Here is a 19,868-nt window from a genome sequence, read left to right as displayed (position 1 = left end):
TCCTACTTTGCGGGCGTCCGTGCTCAATGGAGCGCTGCCACGCCGATCACGGCCAGCGCGACCGTGCACGCGGCGGCGGTGAGCGCGGCGCGCGGCGACATCACCGCAGGCCGGGGCGACTCCCCGACGTCGACCATCCGCCGGTGCGCGACCCGCAGGAACGCCACCCACAGCAGCAGACCCAGCGCGGCCGCCACGACACCGGCGTCCGAGCCCCCGTGCAGGGCCTGCCGGCCCGCGAGGACCGCCGCCACGGTGAAGCTCAGCGTCGTACGCCGCCAGGCGAGCCGGGTCCGCTCCGGCTGGAGGCCGGGGTCCCGCTCGCTCATGTGCCGGCCAGGCCGAGCACGACGACCACGACCATCGCCACGGCGACGAACGCGACCGTCAGGCTGAGCAGGGTCGGGAAGGTGGTCACGGGCAGATCCTCGCCGCGCCGCATGGCGCGCTCGCACCGCACCCAGTGATTGACCGCGCGCACCGCACACAGCGCACCCGCGCCGAGCAGCGCCAGGGACAGCCCCACGCGGACGGCCCAGCGCAGGTCGGGCAGGAACTGGTCCACGGCGAAACCCCCGCCGACCAGGGCCAGGGCGGTCCGGATCCAGGCGAGGAAGGTGCGCTCGTTGGCGAGCGAGAACCGGTAGTCCGGGGTGTCGCCCTCGTCCCTGATCCGCTGCGGCGCGAACCAGAGACGCAGGCTCTGTACGAAGTCGATCACGCCTCCGACAGTAGCCGCCCCCACGCGGCCCGCCCGTCCGGCACCCACTCCCACTCCTTGAGGCGCTGCTCCAGCTCCTCCTCGGTGAGGAACGCGTGCCAGGCGACCTCCTCGACCTGCGGCCGCACCGGCAGTTCGCAGCGGACCTCGTACACCCAGGACCACCAGCCCTGGCCGTCGTCGCCCTCGTACAGGAACTTGAAGAGCGGCTGGGGCTGCGGGAGGCCCTGCACGCCCAGCTCCTCCTCCGCCTCGCGCAGCGCGGCCGCGTCGTAGGACTCGCCCGCGCCGACGACGCCGCCCACGAACATGTCGTACAGGGAGGGGAAGACCAGCTTCACCGGGGTGCGCCGGTGGACGAAGATCCGGCCCTCGGCGTCGCGCGCCAGGATGAACACGCACCGGTGGAGCAGCTTGTTCGCGTAGACCTCGCCGCGTGCCAGCTGTCCGGTCACCCGGTCGGATGCGTCGACGACGTCGAGAAGTTCCTCAGCGGGGTTCACAGGGTTCATGCCGCGATCTTCTCGCGCTGCTTCTCCACCGCGCCCGCGGGCATCGCCGGATGCAGACCCAGGGCCACGATCCCGGCCACGATCGCCGCCAGACCCGCCGCCTCCCAGGCCAGCGCGCCCGTGTCGGTGCGCAGCCGGTCGCCGAGGAAGCCGACGCCGCAGACGATGCCCGCCAGGGGCTGCGCCGCCGTCAGGGCGGGCAGGGACATCCGCAGGGGCGCCGTCTCGAACGCGCTCTGGACCAGCACCAGGCCGGTCACCCCGAGCACCACCACTCCGTACGGCTGCCACGTCGTCACCAGGTCGAAGAGCCCGCCCTGCGAGAGCCGCTGCCCGCTGATCCGGGTCAGCGCGTCCTGCAGTCCGTACAGCAGACCCGCGGCGAGGGCGAGCAGCGCGGGCCCTGCGCTGAGCCGCGATCTCTTCGCGTACACGGTCAGCAGCAGCGCGACGCCCGCCACCACCCCGATGATCAGCCAGTGCCGCATCGGGCCGGCCACCGCGACGCTGCCGCGCGGCTGCCCCGCCACGATGAACGCCGTCACCCCGCCCGCGAGCAGCGCGAGCCCGCCCCAGCCCTGGCGGCCCAGCGGCTGCCCGGTCTGCCAGCGGCTCAGCGTCATCGCGAAGAGCAGATTGGTGGCCAGCAGCGGCTCCACCAGCGACACCTCGCCCCAGCCGAGCGCCAGCGCACCGAGCACCATGCCGCAGACCATCAGACCGATCCCGGCGAGCCAGCGCGGCACACGGACGAGATCGAGGAGCAGTCGCCACGACAGGAAGTCGCCGAGCGGTGCGCGCGCCGCGGCGTTCTGCTGCAGTACGAAGCCGAAGCCGAGGCAACAGGCCGCGCTCACGGCGAGTGCGAGGACCAGGACCGACACGTGTCTTCCACCTCAAGACCGGTCAGGGGGCGGGTACTTGGCGACGATAGCGCCCCTCGGCACCGCTGCGCCTCCCGAGTGCCCGGAACGTGACGGTTGACTCGGTCCCGGTCCGTGCAGAAGATCTGACCGGACAGTAACTTCTCCTGGCAGGGATGGGCCCATGGCGTACGACGCTGATGTCATCGTGATCGGGGCCGGGCTCGCGGGCCTGGTGGCGACCGCCGAGCTGGTCGATGCGGGGAAGAAGGTCATCCTTCTCGACCAGGAGCCCGAACAGTCGATCGGCGGACAGGCGCACTGGTCGTTCGGAGGCCTGTTCTTCGTCGACTCGCCCGAGCAGCGCCGCTTCCGCATCAAGGACAGCCGTGCGCTGGCCATGCAGGACTGGCTCGGCACGGCCGGCTTCGACCGCGACGAGGACCACTGGCCGCGGAAGTGGGCCGAGGCGTACGTGAACTTCGCCTCGGGCGAGAAGCGGGCCTGGCTGCACGCCCAGGGCATGCGGTTCTTCCCGGTGGTCGGCTGGGCGGAGCGCGGCGGGTACGACGCCACGGGCCACGGCAACTCCGTACCGCGCTTCCACATCACCTGGGGCACGGGCCCCGGGGTCGTCGCGCCCTTCGAGCGGCGGGTGCGCGAGGGTGTGGCGCGCGGTCTGGTGGAGTTCCGGTTCCGGCACCGGGTGACGGGTCTCTCCCGTACGGACGGGGCGGTCGACACGGTCACCGGCGAGATCCTGGAGGCGAGCGACGCCGAGCGCGGCACGGCGAGCACGCGCGAGGTCACCGGGGAGTTCGAGCTGCGGGCCCAGGCGGTGATCGTCACCTCCGGCGGGATCGGCGGCAACCACGACCTCGTACGCGCCAACTGGCCCGAACGCCTCGGCACTCCGCCGGAGTTCATGCTCTCCGGGGTGCCCGCGCACGTGGACGGCCTGATGCTCGGCATCACGGAGGCGGCGGGCGCGCACCACATCAACCGCGACCGCATGTGGCACTACACCGAGGGCATCCAGAACTGGAACCCGATCTGGGCCAAGCACGGCATCCGGATCCTGCCGGGCCCGTCCTCGCTCTGGTTCGACGCACGCGGCAAGCGCCTTCCGGTGCCGCTCTTCCCCGGCTTCGACACGCTCGGCACGCTGGAACACATCCAGCGGTCGGGCCACGACTACACCTGGTTCGTACTGGACCAGAAGATCATCGGCAAGGAGTTCGCGCTCTCGGGCTCCGAGCAGAACCCCGACCTGACGGGCAAGTCGATCCGTGACGTCATCGGCAGGGCGCGCGCGGACGTACCCGCTCCGGTGAAGGCGTTCATGGACAACGGCGCGGACTTCGTGGTCGAGAAGGACCTGGCGTCGCTGGTCCGCGGGATGAACGCGCTGACGAAGGAGCCGCTGATCGACGAGGCGGAGCTGCGGCGCGAGATCGAGGCGCGCGACCGGGAGATCAGGAACCCCTTCACCAAGGACCTCCAGGTGATGTCGATCCGCGGGGCCCGCAACTACCTGGGCGACAAGCTGATCCGCACCGCGTCGCCGCACCGCATCCTGGACCCCAAGGCGGGCCCGCTGATCGCGGTGAAGCTGCACATCCTGACGCGCAAGTCCCTGGGCGGCCTGGAGACGGACCTCTCCTCACGGGTCCTCACGGAGACCGGCGAACCGCTGCCGGGCGTCTACGCGGCGGGCGAGGCGGCGGGCTTCGGCGGGGGAGGGGTGCACGGCTACCGGTCCCTGGAGGGAACGTTCCTGGGAGGCTGCATCTTCTCGGGGCGTACGGCGGGCAGGGCGGCGGCGAAGGCGGTCGGTTAGGCGCCACGCGTGGGGTGGGCCCGCAGCCCACCCCACCACCCGCTACAACCGTTCGACGACCCGGAACCGCTCCGCGACGACCAGCGTCTCGTCGTCCACGACGAACGCCGGATCCCCCAACGCCTCCCGCATGTCCTCCCCGTGCCAGAACCGCTCATGAGCGGCCCGCCACTCCGCCACGGACTCATGCCCCTCGCCCTCGTCCCGCGCATGCTGCAGATCCACCTCCCCCAGCCGCAGCACCCGCACCTCGGTGACTTCCACCACCGCGATCTCGATCCCCGCCGAGTCGATCAGCGCCGACCGTTCGCCCACCGGCGGCAGCTCCTCGCGCTCTGCCTCGTACTCCGCGAGCAGGCCGGTCGTCGAGACCTTCTCCCCGCTGAGCACGGCATTGACCAGCCGGTCCCGCAGCGGTCCGGGGAAGGCGAGCAGGAACGGTTTGAGCGGTTCGGAGTTCGGCATGGCACCAAGCCTACGTAAATCCTCATCGAACAAAGGCAGTTGAGGAGTCCGCCACTCCAGATCGCTCTTGACGTGGACCTGCCCGGACCGATGTGATGTGCGCGATCATCCTCTGACCGCAGCCGCGAAGGGCTCCCGCGGATGTCTCCGCCATCCCTCGGTCGTTCCCGAAGACGGGGCGTCCAGCACACCGACCCGGCCCTCGGCGACTCCGAACTCATCGACACCCGCGCCCAGTTGGCCCAGGGCCGCTGGACCCGCGTCCGCTCCCTCCTCGCCGGTACGGGCGACGACTGGGACCGCCGCGGCCACCGTCTCGTCGTACTCGCCGCAGGATCCGCCTCCGCCGCCTGGGCCCGCGACTGGCAGCTCGCGGAACCCGAAAGCCCCGACGCGGCAACGCTGCTGGCGTGCGCCACCGTCTTCCGTACGCTGCGCGGCAAGGCCCCCGAAGCCGCCGCCCACGACGCCTGCCGCACCGCCGCCCGCCTCGCCCCCGCCGACCCGACCCCCTGGCTCGCGCTGCTGATCCTCGCCCGCGCCCGCTCCACCGAGGACGAGACCGCCCGCCTCTTCGAGGAGGTCAGGGCCCGCCACCCCGACCACCATCACGCCCACCACCTGATGGCCGCCCGCCTCGCCGAGCGTCACCCGGAGTCCGGCCGGGACCCGCTCCACGAGGTGTACGACTTCGCCGCCTGGGCCGCCGAACAGGCCCCCGCCGACTCGCCCCTGGCGGTCCTGCCCGTCGTGGCCCACGCCGAGCGCTACCGGGTCCTCGCCGCCGCCGGCAGCGAACCGTCCGACCCCGCGCGCTCCGCCCACTGGACAGGACGCCGCGCCCGCCAGGTCATGAAGGCCGCCTTCGACTGGTGGCTGGAGTGGGAGCGCGAGGACCACCCCCGTAACCGCGTCGACCTCAACTTCCTCGCCCACGCCAAGTACTGCGAGGGCCGCCCCGCCGAGGCCGCGGCCCTTTTCCACCGCATCGGCGAACACGCCACACGCGCCCCCTGGTCCTACCCGGACCGCGACCCCTACCAGGCCTTCCGTGCCGCGCGCGACGCAGCGCTCGGCTCCGTGTAAACCATCCACGAAGGGACCGACCCGCCATGGCGCCGGGCAGTGCGAGCACCACCGAGACCCCTGAGATCAGCACGTTCAAAGGACAGGAACAGGCCCTGCGCGCAGGCCGCCTGGGCACCGCGGGGCTGCTCCTCTCCGTCCTCGCCGCCAGCGCGCCGCTGATGGTGGTGGCCGGGGTGATGCCCACCATCTTCGGCCCGATGGGCATCGTCGGCCAGCCGCTCCTCTACGTCATCCTCGGCGTGGTCCTGGTCCTCTTCAGCGTCGGCTACGCGGAGATGAGCCGCCACGTCCACAACGCGGGCGCGTTCTACGCGTACATCGCCCGCGGCCTCGGCGCCACCGCCGGGGCGGGCGCCTCCTTCGTCGCCCTGATCGCCTACAGCGCCATGCAGGTCGGCATCTACGGCATGTTCGGCTTCGAGGTCTCCGGCCTCCTCCAGACGTACGCGCACACCGAAGTCGCCTGGTGGATACCGGCGTTGGCGGCCGTCGCGGTCGTCGCCGTACTGGCCTGGCTGAAGATCGACCTCAACGCCAAGGTCCTCGGCGTGCTCCTCCTCATCGAGTGCGCCCTGGTCGTCATCTTCGACTTCTCCGCCTTCGCCTCCCCGGCCCAGGAGGGCATCTCCTTCCACGCCTTCAACCCCGACACCCTCACCGGCGCGGGCCTCGGCACCGCACTCTGCTTCTGCATCGCCGCCTTCGTCGGCTTCGAACAGGCACCGGTGTACGCGGAGGAGACCAGCCGCCCCCAGATCGTCGTCCGCCGCGTGATGTTCCTCGCCGTCGGCTTCGTCGCGCTGTTCTTCGCCCTCAGCTCCTGGGCGATGACCGTGGCGGCGGGCCCGTCCGCGATCGGCGAGCAGTCGGGCAAGCTCGGTCCCGGACTCCTCTTCGCCCTCAGCGAGACGACCCTCGGCAAGTCCTTCACCGACGTCCTCCATGTCCTGTTCGTGACGGGCATGTTCGCGGCGATGCTCAGCTTCCACAACGTCGTCGCCCGGTACGCCTTCGCCATGGGCCGCGAGGGTCTGCTGCCCGCGTCCTTCGGCCGTACGACCAGCGCGAGCGGCGCCCCCGGCACCGGATCCGTCCTGCAGACCGTCATCTCGGTGGTCGTCGTGATCGCCTTCGCCGCCGTCGACGACAAGCCGGCGGGCGACCCCACGGTCCCCGTCCTGCACCTCTTCACCTGGATGGGCAACATCGGCGCGCTCGGCATCATCGTGCTCATGGCGGGCGCCTCGATCGCCGTGATCGCCTTCTTCGTACGGCGCGGAGCGGCCGCGGCCCAGGCCTGGCGACTGATCGCCGCCGCCCTGTCCTGCGTCGCACTGATCGTGATCGCCGTCTACACGGTCAAGGACTTCGACGTCCTCGTCGGCGCGGGCCCCGGATCAGCCCTGAGCTGGATCCTCCCGGCGATCGTCGGCGTCGCACTGGTCGGCGGCCTGCTCTACGGACTCGTCCTGCGCAGGGCCAGGCCCGAGGTCCACGCCCGCATCGGACTCGGCAACGAAGCCTTCCAGCTGGACAAGGCCGCCGAAGAGATGTGACGAAACACTGACGAGCACCCGTGGACCCTATCTTTGGGCGCCCACGGGTGCTCGAATCGTCTGTGTGAACGATGAACCGCCCACCGACCGGACGGAGACCGAGGGAAAGCCCATCGGCCGCCGTCTGCTGCTCGCCACGCTCGGACTCGGCGCGGCCGGGGTCGTGGCGGCGCCGTACCTCCAGAACGGCCTGGAGTCCTTCCTCTCCACCGCCTCGGGCAAGGATCCGACGGGCCTCACCGGACTGCTGCCCAACGGCGGCGGCTTCCGCTATTACTCGGTGACCGGCTCCGTCCCCCACAAAACGGCCACCACCTACCGCCTCACGGTGAACGGCCTGGTCGACCGCCCCGCCACGTACACCCTCGACTCTCTGAAAGCCCTGCCCCAGACCCGACTGGTCCGCGACGTCCAGTGCGTCACCGGCTGGCGCGTCCCTGGCACGCCCTTCGAAGGCGTTCAGCTCTCCCGGCTCCTGGACGCGGCAGGGGTGCGCCCAGGAGCCCGGGCCATCCGCTTCACCTGCTTCGACGGTGCGTACAGCGAGAGTCTGACCCTCGAACAGGCCCGCAGGCCCGACGTGTTGGTGGCCCTGCGCATGCAGGACAAACCGGTGGTCCACTCCCACGGCGGCCCGGTCCGCCTCTACGTAGCACCCATGTACTTCTACAAATCGGCGAAATGGCTGTCCGGCATCACGGTGACCTCCGATGTCCAGCGCGGCTACTGGGAGGAACGCGGCTATGACACCGATGCCTGGGTCGGCAAGTCCAACGGACGAGGCGACGCCCCGACTGTCTGACGACGTACGCCGCTTCGCACGGCCCGTGCGCTGGGTCCACCGCACAACAGCGGGCCTGATGCTCCTGTGCATCGCCACGGCCGCCTGCCTCTACATCCCGCAGCTCGCCGAACTGGTCGGCCGCCGCTACCTGGTGGTCACGATCCACGAATGGTCGGGCCTGCTGCTCCCCGTCCCCGTCCTCCTCGGTCTGGCCTCGCGCGCACTCCGCGCCGACCTCGGCCGCCTGAACCGCTTCGCCCCGTACGACATGCACTGGCTGCGCTCCGTCCTGCGCCGCGACGGCGCCCGCCGCGAGGCGGCCAAGTTCAACGCGGGCCAGAAGGTCTACGCGTCCTGGATCGCGGGCGCGACCCTGGTGATGCTGGGCACGGGCCTGCTGATGTGGTTCACCCACCTCACCCCCCTGGTGTGGCGTACGAGCGCGACGTTCGTCCACGACTGGCTGGCGCTGACGGCGGGCATCGTGATCGCGGGCCATGTGGGCATGGCCCTGGCGGACCCGGAGGCGCGGCGGGGGATGCGGACGGGACGGGTGAGCCGGGCCTGGGCGGATCGCGAACACCCCCGGTGGAAGGGCGAGTAGCCCCCGGGCCTCCCGCCGGTCAGACGTAGAAGCGCGACACGCTCTCCAGTACGGCGGCCGGCTTGGCCCCGCCCTCGATCTCGACCGCCCCGGCGACCGTGATCTGCACCCCGCCCGGAACATCGGTGACCTCGGCCAGCTTCGCCGTCAGGCGCAGCCGGGAGCCGACCGTGACGGGGGCCGGGAAACGCACCTTGTTGAGGCCGTAGTTGACCTTGGTGGTGACCCCCTGGACATCCAGGAGCTCGGTGAACATCGGGATGAAGAGCGACAGCGTGAGATAGCCGTGCGCGATCGTGGCGCCGAAGGGACCGGTCGCGGCGCGTTCGGCGTCGACGTGGATCCACTGGTGGTCGTCGGTCGCATCGGCGAAGGTGTCGATCCGCTCCTGGGTGACGGTGATCCAGGAGCTGGTGCCGAGCTCGCTGCCGGACAGCTTCTTGAGTTCTTCGATGCCGTTGACGGTGAGGGACATGGGTTTCCTCCGGATGAGACGAGTCGGGGTGTCAGAGGGATCCGTAGCGCGTGCGCAGCCGGTCCTTGCGGAGCTTGCCCGAGGCGGTGCGCGGCAGTTCCGCCGCGACCACCAGGGACTTGGGGATCTTGTACGGGGCGAGCCGCCCCGCCAGTGAGGCCAGCACCTGCTCCGGATCGGGCGCGGTGCCGTCGACGGCGACGATCACGGCCCGGCCGACCTCGCCCCACCGGTCATCGGGGACGCCGATGACGGCGCACTCGGCGACCGCGGGATGGGCGAGCAGGGCGCTCTCCACCTCGGCGGGGTAGATGTTCTCGCCACCGGAGATGATCATGTCCTTGAGCCGGTCGACGACGGTGACGTAGCCGTCTTCGTCGACGCGCGCCACATCGCCCGTACGGAACCAGCCGTCGCTGAAAGCGGCAGCCGACTCCTCGGGCAACTCCCAGTAGCCGCCCATGACATGGGGTCCGCGCACCAGCACTTCGCCGCTCTCGCCGGGCGCGGCGTCCCGCAGATCGGGGCCCACCACGCGCGTGTCGCTGAAGAAGTGCGGCACACCCGCCGAGCCCGCCTTGCTGACCGCGTGCTCGGCGTCGAGGAAGAGGACTCCGGGGGACGCCTCGGTCATTCCGTATCCCTGGAGGAAGGTCAGCCCACGCTTCTGGTACGTCTCGATCAGCGGGGTGGGCACGGGGGAGCCGCCGCAGGTCAGCAGGTGCAGCGAGGAGAGGTCGGCGCCCGGCCAGTCGGGGTGCGCGGCGATCCGCGCGTACATGGCGGGCACCCCGAACATGAAGGTGATCCGGTGGCGCTCGACGAGACCGAGCGACTCGCCGGGGTCGAAGGTCTCCGTCAGGACGCAGGTGCCGCCCTTGAGCAGGACGGGCAGGGCCAGCATGTTGAGGCCGGCGGTGTGGAAGAGAGGTGCCGAGACCAGGGCCCGTTCGTCGGACGTCAGATCGTGGTCCACCAGGACGTTGACGGCGTTCCAGGTGAGATTGGCGTGGGTGAGCATCGCGCCCTTGGGGCGGCCCGTGGTGCCGGAGGTGTACATGATGATGCAGAGATCGTCGGGCGACACCTGCTCGTCAAGGGGCTGCCGGTCCTGTGCGGCCAGCAGTTCCTCGTAGCCGGCGGTGGAGGTGACGATCCGGTTCCGTACGGGAAGATCCTTCGCGATCTCCGTGTACGCGGGGGAGTGCAGCAGCGTCGCCGCCCCCGAGTCCCTTATCTGGTAGGCGAGTTCGGGTGCGGTGAGCCGGATGTTCAGCGGCACGAAGACCGCTCCCAGCATCCCGGTGGCGAACAGCGACTCCAGGAACGCCGGGTGGTTGGGTCCGAGATGGGCCACCCGGTCGCCGCGCCGCACGCCCTGGGCGCGCAGGGCGTGGGCGAGGCGGGTCGTGCGCTCGTACAGGCCGGCGTACGTGACCGAACTGCCGTGGTGGATCAGGGCGGTGCGGTGCGGGGTCTTGCGGGCCCGGCGTGCGGGCCACGACCCCAGTCCCTCATTGCGCATCGGTGGAGCCCTTCACTGGGAGGGGGTGAGACCGAGGAGCCGGGCGGCGTTCTCCTTGAGGATCTTCGGCCGGACCTCGTCCTTGATCTGGAGCTTGTCGAAGTCGGCCAGCCAGCGGTCCGGGGTCAGCAGCGGGAAGTCCGAGCCGAACATGACCTTGTCCTTGAGCAGGGTGTTGGCGTACTGCACCAGCTGCGGCGGGAAGTACTTCGGCGACCAGCCGGAGAGGTCGATGTGGACGCCGGGCTTGTGGGTGGCGACCGCGAGGGCCTCGTCCTGCCAGGGGAAGGACGGATGCGCCAGGATGATCTTCATCGTCGGGAAGTCCGCGGCCACGTCGTCGACGTGCAGCGGGTTGGAGTACTTGAGCCGGATGCCCCCGCCGCCGGGGACGCCCGCGCCGATGCCGGTCTGGCCGGTGTGGAAGAGGGAGATGGCGCCCAGTTCCTCGATGGCCTCGTAAAGGCCGTACGCCATACGGTCGTTGGGGAAGAAGCCCTGCACGCTGGGGTGGAACTTGAAGCCCCTGACCCCGTACTCCTCCACCAGCCGGCGCGCCTGCCGCACCCCGGCCTTCCCCCGGAAGGGGTCGATGGAGGCGAAGGGGATCAGGACGTCGGGGTGGGCGGCCGCGGCCTCGGCGACCTCCTCGTTGGGCACCGGCTCGGTGCCCGTCGCGGACTCGGCGTCCACGGTGAAGACGACGGCGGCCATCTTCCGCTCGCGGTAGTACGCCGCCATCTCCTCCAGCGTCGGCCTGCGCTGCGCGCCGACCCCGAAGTAGGTGTCGGCCGCATGCTCCAGATCCCCGGAGAGGGAGGAATGCCCGCGCGAGGAGACCTCGGCATGGGTGTGTACGTCGATGGCGACCAGCTCGCTGATGTCCATGGCCATGCTCACGCCTCCGGGATGCGCGGCGCGGGGATGCCGACGCTCTGCGGCGCCGCGCCGACCGAGGTGTGCCACGCGTCGGCGATGGTCTGCGGGCTCCAGCCCCCGTCGGCGTACGCGGCTGCCGTCTCCTGCGGGTGCGACCAGAGCGTGAGCCGGTCCCCGCCGATGCCGATGCACTGGCCGGTGATGTCCCTGGCGGCGTCCGAGGCGAGGAAGGGGACGAGCGCCGCACAGTCCTCGGCGGTGCCGAACCCCTCGCCGGCGCGCAGGAACGCGGGCAGCGGCTCGCCGCGGCGCATGGCCTCCACGTACGGCGCGAAGGCCGGAATGGTCTCGGTCATGGCGGTCGCGGCGACCGGCACGATCGCATTGACGGTGATGCCCGCGCGGCCCAGCTCCATGGACCAGGTCCGTGCCATGGCGGCGATTCCGGCCTTCGCCGCGGCGTAGTTGGTCTGCCCGAAGTTTCCGCGCTGTCCGGCGGGGGAGCCGACGAGGACCAGGCTGCCGCCCCCGCCCTGCTCGCGCATCGCGACGGCCGCCGCCCGGGCGCAGGTGAACGTGCCCCTGAGGTGGGTGGTGATCACCGCATCGAAGTCGTCGTCGGTCATCTTCCAGAGCACCCGGTCGCGCAGGATGCCCGCGTTGGTGACCATGACGTCGATCCGCCCGAACTCGGAAACGGCCCGGGCGACCAGGCGGTCCGCGACCTCGGCGGTGCCGACCGCGCCCGGCTCAGCGACGGCCCGGTGGCCCGCCTCGACCAGGGACTTGGCGGCCTGCCCGGCGGTGTCGCCGTCCAGGTCGTTGATCACGACGGCGGCCCCTGCCCGGGCGAGAGCGGTGGCGTAGGCGAGTCCGAGGCCGCGTCCGCTGCCGGTGACCACGGCAACTTTCCCGGTCAGATCGATGGCGGCGGTGGCATCGGTGGAACTGGGCACGACGAGATGTCCCTTCAACGGCGGGCTGCTGTGCGGTGCAAATCGAAGCTAAGAGCAATCATTGTCGACGTCAATAGTTGTCTCCGGCCTGGATCTGATCCATGCTGGGAGCCTCGACACCCAGCCGGTCAGCAGCCCGAGGAGCCCGTCATCGCCACCCAGCCCACCACGAAGCCGCAGGCGGACCAGGCCGATCCGCCCTGGATGCGCGGTCTCCACACCGACACGGGATATCTCCTCTACCGCCTCGGCCAGCGCTCGGGACAGCTCTTCAACGCCCGCCTCGCCCGGTCGGGACTCCGGCTGCGGCACTACGCGGTCCTGCGCTACCTGGCAGGCGTCGAAGGCGCGCTGCAGCGGGAGCTGAGCGACCGCCTCGGCTACGACCCGAGCGCCATCGTCAGCCTCGTCGACGACCTCCAGCGCCTCGACCTCGCCGAGCGCAGGCCCGCCCCCGGCGACCGGCGCAGCAGGATCGTGGTCCTCACCGAAGACGGGGCGGAGTTCTTGCGGAGTACGGAGTCCTCGGGCGACGAGGTCACCGACGAACTGCTCGGCCCGCTCGACGCCGCCGAACGGGCCGCCCTGCACGGCCTGTTGCTCCGCGTCGCCGAGCCCGACGGCCGGCCCTGACCCCGCGATGACACGGCGATGACTCCGCGATGACCGGACCCGCCGCCCGCTCCGCGGCCGACCGGCTCCTCTCCGTCCTGGGCGCCTTCGACCACGACCACACCGCGCTCGGCCTGACCGACCTGGCCCGCCGGGCCGGCCTCGCGCTGCCCACCGCGCATCGCCTGGTGGCCGAACTCGTCCGCTGGGGCGCGCTGGAGCGCGCCGAATCCGGTGCGTACTCCATAGGGCTGCACCTCTGGGAGGTGGCGGCCCTCGCCCCGCGCTCGCTCTCCCTGCGCAGGGCCGCGATGCCCTTCCTCGAGGACCTCTACGAGGCCACCCACGAGAACGTGCAGCTCGCCGTGCGCGACGGCCTCGACGTCGTCTACATCGAGCGCATCTCGGGCCGCTCCGCAGTCGGCGTACGGGCCGAGGTCGGCGCCCGCTGGCCGCTGCACGCCACAGGGGTCGGGCTCGCCCTGCTCGCGCACTGCGACCGGCAGATCCAGGACCGGGTGTGTGCGGGGCCGCTGGCCGCGTTCACTCCGTACACCGTCACCGCGCCGGCGAGGCTGCGCCTGATGCTGGCCGAAGTCCGGCGTACGGGCTGTGCGGTGAGTGACCGTCAGATCACCGACGACGCGCTCTCCGTCGCTGCCCCCGTCCGCGGGCTGCAGGGCGCGGTGACCGCGGCCGTCTCCGTGGTCGTCCCCGTGAAGGACGCCCGAACTCCCGCCCTGATCCCGGCTGTTCGGCTCGCGGCCCGCGGCATCTCCCGCGCCCTGGGCTGGCGCCCGGCTTCCGTCTGACGGAAGTGCCCTTGCCGGGGTGTGGCCCGCGTCACGAATCTCTTCCCCATGACCCCCTTCGCGCGCAACCAGTGGTACGTCGCCGCCTACGCCCACGAGATCGGCCACGAGCTCCTCGGCCGGACCGTCCTCGGCGAGGCCCTCGCCCTCTACCGCACCGAGGACGGCGGCGCGGTCGTCGCCCTGGCCGACCGGTGCGTCCACCGCCGCTTCCCGCTCACCGCAGGCCGCCTGGACGGCGACACCGTCGTCTGCGGCTACCACGGGTTCACCTACGACACCGCCGGCGCCTGCGTCTTCGTGCCCGGCCAGAAGCGCATCCCCCGTACCGCACGCGTCGCGTCCTACCCCGTCGTCGAACAGGACTCCCTGGTCTGGGTCTGGATCGGCGAACCGTCCCTCGCGGACGCCGCGGCCGTCCCGCGCGCCCGCCACCTCGACAGCCCCGGCATGGTCACGGTCAGCGGCATGGAGCCCATCGACTGCGACTACGGACTGCTCGTCGACAACCTGCTGGACCTCTCCCACGAGACCTATCTGCACGGCGGCTACATCGGCACCCCGGAGGTCGCCGAGACCCCCATCGCCACCGAGACCGACGAGGGCGCCGGGATCGTTCGCGTCCGCCGCCACATGGCCGACGCCGCCTGCCCGCCGTTCTACGCCCGCTCCACCGGCATCGAGGGGCGCATCAGCCGCACACAGGAGATCGAGTACTTCGCGCCCTGCCTGTATCTGCTGCACAGCCGCATCGCCCCGGTCGAGGACGACAGCCGCGCCTTCCACACCGAGATCACGTACGCCATCACCCCCTCCACCGAGGGCAAGGTGTACGACTTCTGGGCGGTCTCCCGGGACTTCGCCACCGAGGACGAGGAAGTGACCACGTTCCTGCGGGACTTCAACCACACCGTGGTCATGCAGGACGTCGACGCGCTCAACCTCCTGCAGCAGACCCTGGAGACCGAGCCCCCCGGCTACCAGGAGCTCAGCATCAACATCGACGCCGGGGGACTGGCCGCCCGCCGTATCCTCGCCCGCCTCGCCGAGGAGGGCGAGAAGCCCACGGAGACGCTGTGACCATGCCGGCCCACCCCGAAGGACATCGATGAGCGACCTCCTGGAACTCGCCGTCGGCCGCAGCACCCGAGCGGCCGACGGCGTCCTCGCCCTCACCCTGCACCGCCCCGACGGCGACGAGCTGCCCGCCTGGGAGCCCGGCGCACACATCGAGCTGCTGCTCGCCCCCGGCCTCGTACGCCAGTACTCGCTCTGCGGGGATCCGGCCGACCGCCGCCGCTGGCGGATCGCGGTCCTGCGCGAGCCGACGGGGCGCGGCGGGTCGGCGTACGTCCACGACCGGCTGACGGAGGGCGCGCCCCTCCAAGTCCGGGGCCCCCGCAACCACTTCGCGCTGCGCCCCGCCGCCCGCTACCGCTTCGTCGCGGGCGGCATCGGCATCACCCCGATCCTGCCGATGCTGGCGCAGGTGGAGCGAGCGGGGGCCGACTGGAGCCTGCTGTACGGGGGCAGGACCCGCACCTCCATGGCCTTCCTCGACGAGCTTTCCCGGTACGGGGACCGGGTCCGGATCGCACCCCAGGACGAGACGGGCCTGCTCGACCTCGCCGCGTACCTGGACGCCCCGGACGCCGAGGTCTACTGCTGCGGTCCCGGCCCCCTGATCGACGCGGTCACCGCACACGGACCGGCCCGCACCGAACGCTTCACCGCCCCCGCCGAGGACACGTCCGCCGACACCGCCTTCGACGTCGTACTGGCCCGCACCGGGCGGACACTCACGGTCGAGCCGGGCCGCTCCGTCCTGAAAACCCTGCAGAGCGCGGGAGTCGAGGTCCTGTACTCCTGCGGGGAAGGCACCTGCGGCACCTGCGAGACCGACGTACTCGAAGGCGTCCCCGACCACCGCGACTCCGTACTCGACGAGGCGGAGAGGCGGTCCGGCGAGACCATGATGATCTGCGTCTCGCGCTCGGCGGGCCCCCGTCTCGTCCTCGATCTGTGAGAGCGGGCCGGTCGGGAGTCGATGTTGTGCAATCTGTTGACGGCAGTCAGTAGAACGCCCTACATTCCGAGCCGTCAAGACACGCCAATGTCATGCCACTTGGCCCCTCTTCTCGGCCCCGCCTCTTGACCCGGCCCGCAGATCGGAGCGATCCGCCATGCCCGCACGCCTCTCGCGCACCCTCGCCGCCATCGCCACGACAGTTGCTCTCGCCGTCACCGCCCCCGTCGCATCAGCCGCCGAACAGGCCCCCGCAGACCAGCACTTCACCGGCACACTCGCCGACGGAGCCACCTGGATCGCCGACGTCCCCGGCAACTGGAACGGCACCCTGCTCCTCTTCAGCCACGGCTTCGGTCCCACCGTCGCCCAGGACGCCCCCAGCGCCGCCGCCCGCACCGCACTCCTCGCCGAGGGATACGCGCTGAGCGGCTCCTCCTACGACCCCAACGGCTCCATGTGGGCCCTGAACAGCGCCGAACGCGACCAGTTCGCCACCCTCGACGCCTTCGCCGGTACGGTCGGCCGCCCGAGCCGCACGATCGCCGTCGGCCAGTCGATGGGCGGTCTGGTCAACGCCCAGATCGCCCGCGACGGCGCAGGCAGAGTCGACGGCGCGCTCGGCCTCTGCGGTCTGGTCGCGGGCGGCACCGACCTCGACAACTACCAGCTCGACGCCGAGCACACGCTCGCCCGACTCCTGCTCCCGGGCGAGCAGGTGAAGCTCACCGGCTTCGCCACCCAGGAGGAAGCCGCCGCCATCGCCGACCGCCTCACCGCCGCGGTCACCGCGGCCCAGACCACCCCACAGGGCCGCGCCCGTATCGCCCTCGCCGCCGCCTACCTCAACCTCGCCGACTGGGCGCCAGGACAGGATCGCCCTGCCCCGACCGACTTCGAGGGGCAGGAGCAGCAGCAGTACGCCTGGCTCGCCCAGGGCCTGCTCTCCTTCATCGAGGGCGGCCGCTATGCGGTCGAACAGTCGGCGGGCGGCAACAACTCCTGGAACAAGGGCGTCAGTTACGCGGCCCTCCTGGCCGGCTCCGCACACGCCCCCCAGGTCCACGCCCTCTACCGAGCGGCCGGCCTCAGCCTGCGCACCGACCTCGCCGCCCTCACCGCGAGCGCCGACGTGGTCGCCGACCCCGCCGCCGTACGCACCGCACAGCGCACCTCCTCCGCAGGCCAGGGCCTCTCCGTACCCCTCCTCGATGTGCACACCACCGCCGACAACCTCGTCCCCGTCGAGCAGGAGAGCGCCTTCGCCGCCCGCGTCGAGGCATCCGACGACGCGGGACTGCTCCGCCAGGCGTACGTCGAGCGGCAGGGCCACTGCGCCTTCACCACCGCCGAGACGCTCGCCGCCGTACACGCCATCGACCGCCGTATCACCGCTGGTCACTGGGGCAACGTCGCCGAACCGGGCACCCTCCAGCGGTCGGCGCTCGCCCTGAACCTCGACGGGGCGGCGTACCTCCCGTACCGGCCGGACGCACTGACCGTCGGCCGTACGGCAACCCGCCACTCCCACTGACCCACCCCATCGAGCCCCACCGACCCAGGGACCCGCCATGTCCATACGGACCGCATCACCGTCCGGCGTCTCCGCCGCGCCGGCCAAACTCGCCCTAGGCACCCTGATCGCGGGCTGCCTCGCCGTCTGCCTCGCCCAGATCGGCATCGCGATCCCGGCCACCCTCAACGGCCTCTTCCAGGAACACCTCCACCCCGTCGGCTCCCAACTCACCTGGATCTCCGACGCGTTCCTCCTCCCGGTCACCGTCCTCGAGCTGTCCTTCGGCGTCATGGGCGACCTCTTCGGACGCAAAAGGCTCCTCGTCGGCGGCGCCGTGCTGCTCGGTGCAGGCGAGGTGGTCGCCGCCACCAGCGGCTCCATCCACCAGCTCTGGGTCGGCCAGGCCCTCGCCGGACTCGGCGCGGCAGCGCTCTTCCCCACCTCCCTCGCGATGATCGCCGCCGGTACGCGCACCCATGCCCAGCGCGCCCGCGCCATCGCACTCTGGGCCTCCAGCCTCTCCGCGGGCGGCTTCCTCGCCCCACTCCTCGGCGGGATCACCGGGACGTACGGATCCTGGCGCTGGGCGTTCGTCGTCGTAGCCATCGTCGCCGCACTCAGCGCCCTGCTCAGCCTGCTGCTCGCCGCCGACTCCAGCGCACCCGAGGGCCGCTCCCTGGACATCGGGGGCCAGATCACCATCGGCGTAGGCCTGTTCGCGCTCCTCTACGCCGTCATTCAGGGCCCCACGGACGGCTGGTCGTCGACCCCCGTCGTGGTCGCCTTCGTCGTCGCGGCCGCCTTCCTGGTCCTGTTCGTCGCAGCCGAACGCCGCGCCCGCTCGCCGCTGCTGCGCCTGGACCTCTTCCGCAACCGCTCCTTCGCCGTCGCCTCGACGGTCGCGGTCGTCGGCATGTTCAGCTTCCTGGGCACGGCGTACGGGGCGAGCATCAGGCTCGGCCCCATCCAGCACCAGAGCCCGATGCGCACCGCCTTCGCCTTCCTGCTCCTCAACGGCATCACCCCCTTCCTGACCCCGCTCACCTCCCGCCTCCTCGACCGCGTCTCGCCCCGCTGGATCCTCACCGCAGGCCTGCTGCTGATCTCCGCCGGAGACTTCCTCGCCGCCACCCTCGACGTCGACGACCGTGCGCTGACCTCGCTGATCCTTCCGCTGGGCCTGGTGGGCATCGGATTCGCCCTGACCGTCTCCTCCATCACCGCCACCGCAGTCAACGCGGCGCCCGTACACCTCGCGGGCATGGCCTCCGCATCCACCAACCTGCTCCGCGACTTCGGCTTCACCCTCGGCCCGGCGGTGATCGGCGCGGTCGCGCTGAGCCAGGCGGCTTCCCAGCTCACCGGGGCCATCGCCGGCTCGAACCTAGCCCCCGCCTCGAAGGCCGCCGCGGGAGAGGTGCTGGCCGAGGGCGGGCCGCTCGCGCTCAATTCCGTACCGGCCAACTCCCCGCCAGGAGCGGCCGGTTCGTTCGCACTCGACGCACTCGGGCACGGTTACGCGATCGGCTTCTCGGTCTGCGGTGCCGCAGCCCTGGCCGCCGCACTCCTTGTGCTCCTCGCACTCCGCGGCGCACAGCGGACCGAGGAATCAGAACAGGTGGCACAAGCCCACTGACCGAACATCCCACCCCCCGTGGTGCGCGCGACCACAGGTCACGCACCATGGGGGCCGGACAGGCAGACACCCGGCGACGGAGGGACCGGCATGGCTCAGGAGACTCCGGACGGCGCATCGCAGGGCGAGGCGCCGCGCCCCCAGTCGCTGATGCTCACCTTCCTCGGCAACTACGTCCTCGGCAGTGACGTCTGCGTGTACTCGGGCAGCATCATCGAGGTCTTCGGCCGGGCGGGAGTCGGCGAGTACGCGACCCGCTCGACCCTCACCCGTATGGTCAACCGCGGTCTGCTGCGCCGAAGCCGCGAGGGCCGGCGGATGTACTTCGGGCTCACCGACCGCTCGACCGCGATCCTGCGGGACGGCGAGGACCGGGTGTGGAAACAGGGTGCCGTCAACGACGACTGGGACGGCACCTGGACCCTGCTCTCCTTCTCGCTGCCCGAGTCCAACCAGCGCGAACGGCACGATCTGCGCTCGCAGTTGACCTGGTCGGGCTTCGGTCCGCTGATCGGCGGACTGTGGATCGCCCCGGGGCACGTGGACGTCGGTGCGGTGACGGGCGACCCGCGATTCGGCCCGCACCTCACCGTGTTCAGGTCGACCGCCGATCCGGACACCGACATCGACACCATGGTCCACAGCACCTGGGACCTGGCCGCACCGGCCGCCGGCTACACGGCTTTCCGAGACCGGTGGACGGGCCTCGCCGACGGTACGGACCAGCCGGAGCCCGACGAACTCACCGTAAAACTGCTCCTGTTGACCGAATGGCTGCAGATCGTACGCACCGACCCGCACCTCCCCGTCCAGCACCTGCCCGCCGACTGGCCGGCAGGCCCCGCGGAGAGCGTCTTCCGCCGGGCCCACGCACGGGTCGACGCGGCGGCGAGTGCGATGGCCGCGCAGTACCTGCAGACGCTCCCACCGGGACAGGGCGGAAACTGAGCCCGGCCGGACCTCGCCGTGGCGGGAAGACGCCACGCCCGCTTCCCGC

21 protein-coding genes are annotated in these 19,868 nt (G+C 71.3%); 12 read left to right on the top strand and 9 right to left on the bottom strand.

Features of this window, described 5'->3' with window-relative positions; genetic code table 11:
• Window positions 1–23 precede the first annotated feature (23 nt).
• The 4 genes from OG707_RS05410 to OG707_RS05395 are packed head-to-tail and all read right to left on the bottom strand — an operon-like array spanning window position 24 to window position 2,117.
• A complete protein-coding gene (locus OG707_RS05410) occupies window positions 24–329 on the bottom strand; it encodes a DUF202 domain-containing protein (protein ID WP_329114908.1) in 306 nt (101 codons plus the stop codon).
• Entirely contained in the window at window positions 326–721 is a 396-nt protein-coding gene (locus OG707_RS05405; protein ID WP_329114906.1) for a YidH family protein, read from the bottom strand. The genes OG707_RS05410 and OG707_RS05405 overlap by 4 nt, the downstream gene beginning before the upstream one ends.
• A complete protein-coding gene (locus OG707_RS05400; RefSeq protein WP_329114904.1) occupies window positions 718–1,233 on the bottom strand; it encodes an NUDIX domain-containing protein in 516 nt (171 codons plus the stop codon). Before OG707_RS05400 ends, OG707_RS05405 begins: the two co-directional genes overlap by 4 nt.
• Window positions 1,230–2,117 carry a DMT family transporter gene (locus tag OG707_RS05395; protein WP_329114902.1) on the bottom strand — a complete coding sequence of 296 codons (888 nt, stop codon included), beginning with the start codon at window positions 2,115–2,117 and terminating at the stop codon, window positions 1,230–1,232. The genes OG707_RS05400 and OG707_RS05395 overlap by 4 nt, the downstream gene beginning before the upstream one ends.
• A 163-nt stretch (window positions 2,118–2,280) precedes the next feature.
• On the opposite strand from OG707_RS05395, the gene OG707_RS05390 reads away from it, so the two are divergent.
• On the top strand, window positions 2,281–3,936 hold the full coding sequence (locus tag OG707_RS05390; RefSeq protein WP_329114900.1) for an FAD-binding dehydrogenase: 1,656 nt from the start codon (window positions 2,281–2,283) through the stop codon (window positions 3,934–3,936).
• Window positions 3,937–3,978: 42 nt separating this feature from the next.
• Here OG707_RS05390 and OG707_RS05385 read toward each other — a convergent pair whose 3' ends face one another.
• Window positions 3,979–4,401, bottom strand: a complete 423-nt coding sequence (locus OG707_RS05385; RefSeq protein WP_329114899.1) for an ASCH domain-containing protein — start codon at window positions 4,399–4,401, stop codon at window positions 3,979–3,981.
• A gap of 141 nt (window positions 4,402–4,542) precedes the next feature.
• Between OG707_RS05385 and OG707_RS05380 the strand changes: the two genes are divergently transcribed.
• From OG707_RS05380 to OG707_RS05365, 4 genes are all read left to right on the top strand, one after another.
• Window positions 4,543–5,487, top strand: coding sequence for a hypothetical protein (locus tag OG707_RS05380; protein WP_329114896.1), 945 nt, complete (start codon window positions 4,543–4,545; stop codon window positions 5,485–5,487).
• A gap of 26 nt (window positions 5,488–5,513) precedes the next feature.
• Window positions 5,514–7,046: an APC family permease gene (locus OG707_RS05375; protein ID WP_329114894.1), complete on the top strand. Its 1,533-nt coding sequence runs from the start codon at window positions 5,514–5,516 to the stop codon at window positions 7,044–7,046.
• A gap of 64 nt (window positions 7,047–7,110) precedes the next feature.
• Complete coding sequence (locus OG707_RS05370) at window positions 7,111–7,848, top strand: molybdopterin-dependent oxidoreductase (protein WP_329114891.1); 738 nt, start codon at window positions 7,111–7,113, stop codon at window positions 7,846–7,848.
• A complete protein-coding gene (locus OG707_RS05365) occupies window positions 7,799–8,434 on the top strand; it encodes a cytochrome b/b6 domain-containing protein (protein ID WP_329127616.1) in 636 nt (211 codons plus the stop codon). Before OG707_RS05370 ends, OG707_RS05365 begins: the two co-directional genes overlap by 50 nt.
• A 19-nt stretch (window positions 8,435–8,453) precedes the next feature.
• Here OG707_RS05365 and OG707_RS05360 read toward each other — a convergent pair whose 3' ends face one another.
• The 4 genes from OG707_RS05360 to OG707_RS05345 are packed head-to-tail and all read right to left on the bottom strand — an operon-like array spanning window position 8,454 to window position 12,269.
• Window positions 8,454–8,909, bottom strand: a complete 456-nt coding sequence (locus tag OG707_RS05360; RefSeq protein WP_329114890.1) for a MaoC family dehydratase — start codon at window positions 8,907–8,909, stop codon at window positions 8,454–8,456.
• Between the two features lie 31 nt (window positions 8,910–8,940).
• The gene (locus tag OG707_RS05355; protein WP_329114889.1) at window positions 8,941–10,434 is read right to left on the bottom strand and encodes an acyl-CoA synthetase; all 1,494 of its coding nucleotides are present in this window, start codon (window positions 10,432–10,434) and stop codon (window positions 8,941–8,943) included.
• A 12-nt stretch (window positions 10,435–10,446) separates the two neighbouring features.
• Window positions 10,447–11,322 carry an amidohydrolase family protein gene (locus OG707_RS05350; RefSeq protein ID WP_329127615.1) on the bottom strand — a complete coding sequence of 292 codons (876 nt, stop codon included), beginning with the start codon at window positions 11,320–11,322 and terminating at the stop codon, window positions 10,447–10,449.
• 8 nt (window positions 11,323–11,330) lie between these two features.
• Window positions 11,331–12,269, bottom strand: coding sequence for an SDR family NAD(P)-dependent oxidoreductase (locus OG707_RS05345; RefSeq protein WP_329114887.1), 939 nt, complete (start codon window positions 12,267–12,269; stop codon window positions 11,331–11,333).
• Between the two features lie 204 nt (window positions 12,270–12,473).
• On the opposite strand from OG707_RS05345, the gene OG707_RS05340 reads away from it, so the two are divergent.
• The 7 genes from OG707_RS05340 to OG707_RS05310 all read left to right on the top strand — a co-directional run bounded on the left by OG707_RS05340 (window position 12,474) and on the right by OG707_RS05310 (window position 19,819).
• The gene (locus OG707_RS05340; RefSeq protein ID WP_329114885.1) at window positions 12,474–12,902 is read left to right on the top strand and encodes a MarR family winged helix-turn-helix transcriptional regulator; all 429 of its coding nucleotides are present in this window, start codon (window positions 12,474–12,476) and stop codon (window positions 12,900–12,902) included.
• Between the two features lie 29 nt (window positions 12,903–12,931).
• Window positions 12,932–13,693, top strand: a complete 762-nt coding sequence (locus OG707_RS05335) for an IclR family transcriptional regulator (protein WP_329114883.1) — start codon at window positions 12,932–12,934, stop codon at window positions 13,691–13,693.
• Between the two features lie 48 nt (window positions 13,694–13,741).
• Window positions 13,742–14,773 (top strand): aromatic ring-hydroxylating dioxygenase subunit alpha, encoded by a 1,032-nt coding sequence (locus OG707_RS05330; protein WP_329114880.1) that lies wholly within the window; start codon window positions 13,742–13,744, stop codon window positions 14,771–14,773.
• A gap of 28 nt (window positions 14,774–14,801) precedes the next feature.
• Window positions 14,802–15,719 carry a PDR/VanB family oxidoreductase gene (locus tag OG707_RS05325; protein ID WP_329114879.1) on the top strand — a complete coding sequence of 306 codons (918 nt, stop codon included), beginning with the start codon at window positions 14,802–14,804 and terminating at the stop codon, window positions 15,717–15,719.
• Between the two features lie 157 nt (window positions 15,720–15,876).
• Window positions 15,877–17,253, top strand: a complete 1,377-nt coding sequence (locus OG707_RS05320; protein WP_329114877.1) for an alpha/beta hydrolase — start codon at window positions 15,877–15,879, stop codon at window positions 17,251–17,253.
• A 37-nt stretch (window positions 17,254–17,290) separates the two neighbouring features.
• On the top strand, window positions 17,291–18,871 hold the full coding sequence (locus OG707_RS05315) for an MFS transporter (protein ID WP_329114875.1): 1,581 nt from the start codon (window positions 17,291–17,293) through the stop codon (window positions 18,869–18,871).
• Window positions 18,872–18,961: 90 nt separating this feature from the next.
• Window positions 18,962–19,819: a PaaX family transcriptional regulator gene (locus tag OG707_RS05310; RefSeq protein WP_329114873.1), complete on the top strand. Its 858-nt coding sequence runs from the start codon at window positions 18,962–18,964 to the stop codon at window positions 19,817–19,819.
• Window positions 19,820–19,868: the final 49 nt, after the last annotated feature.

It is taken from the genome of Streptomyces sp. NBC_01465, assembly GCF_036227325.1.
Classification (GTDB): domain Bacteria; phylum Actinomycetota; class Actinomycetes; order Streptomycetales; family Streptomycetaceae; genus Streptomyces.
This window is presented reverse-complemented; position numbering and strand designations above follow the sequence as displayed.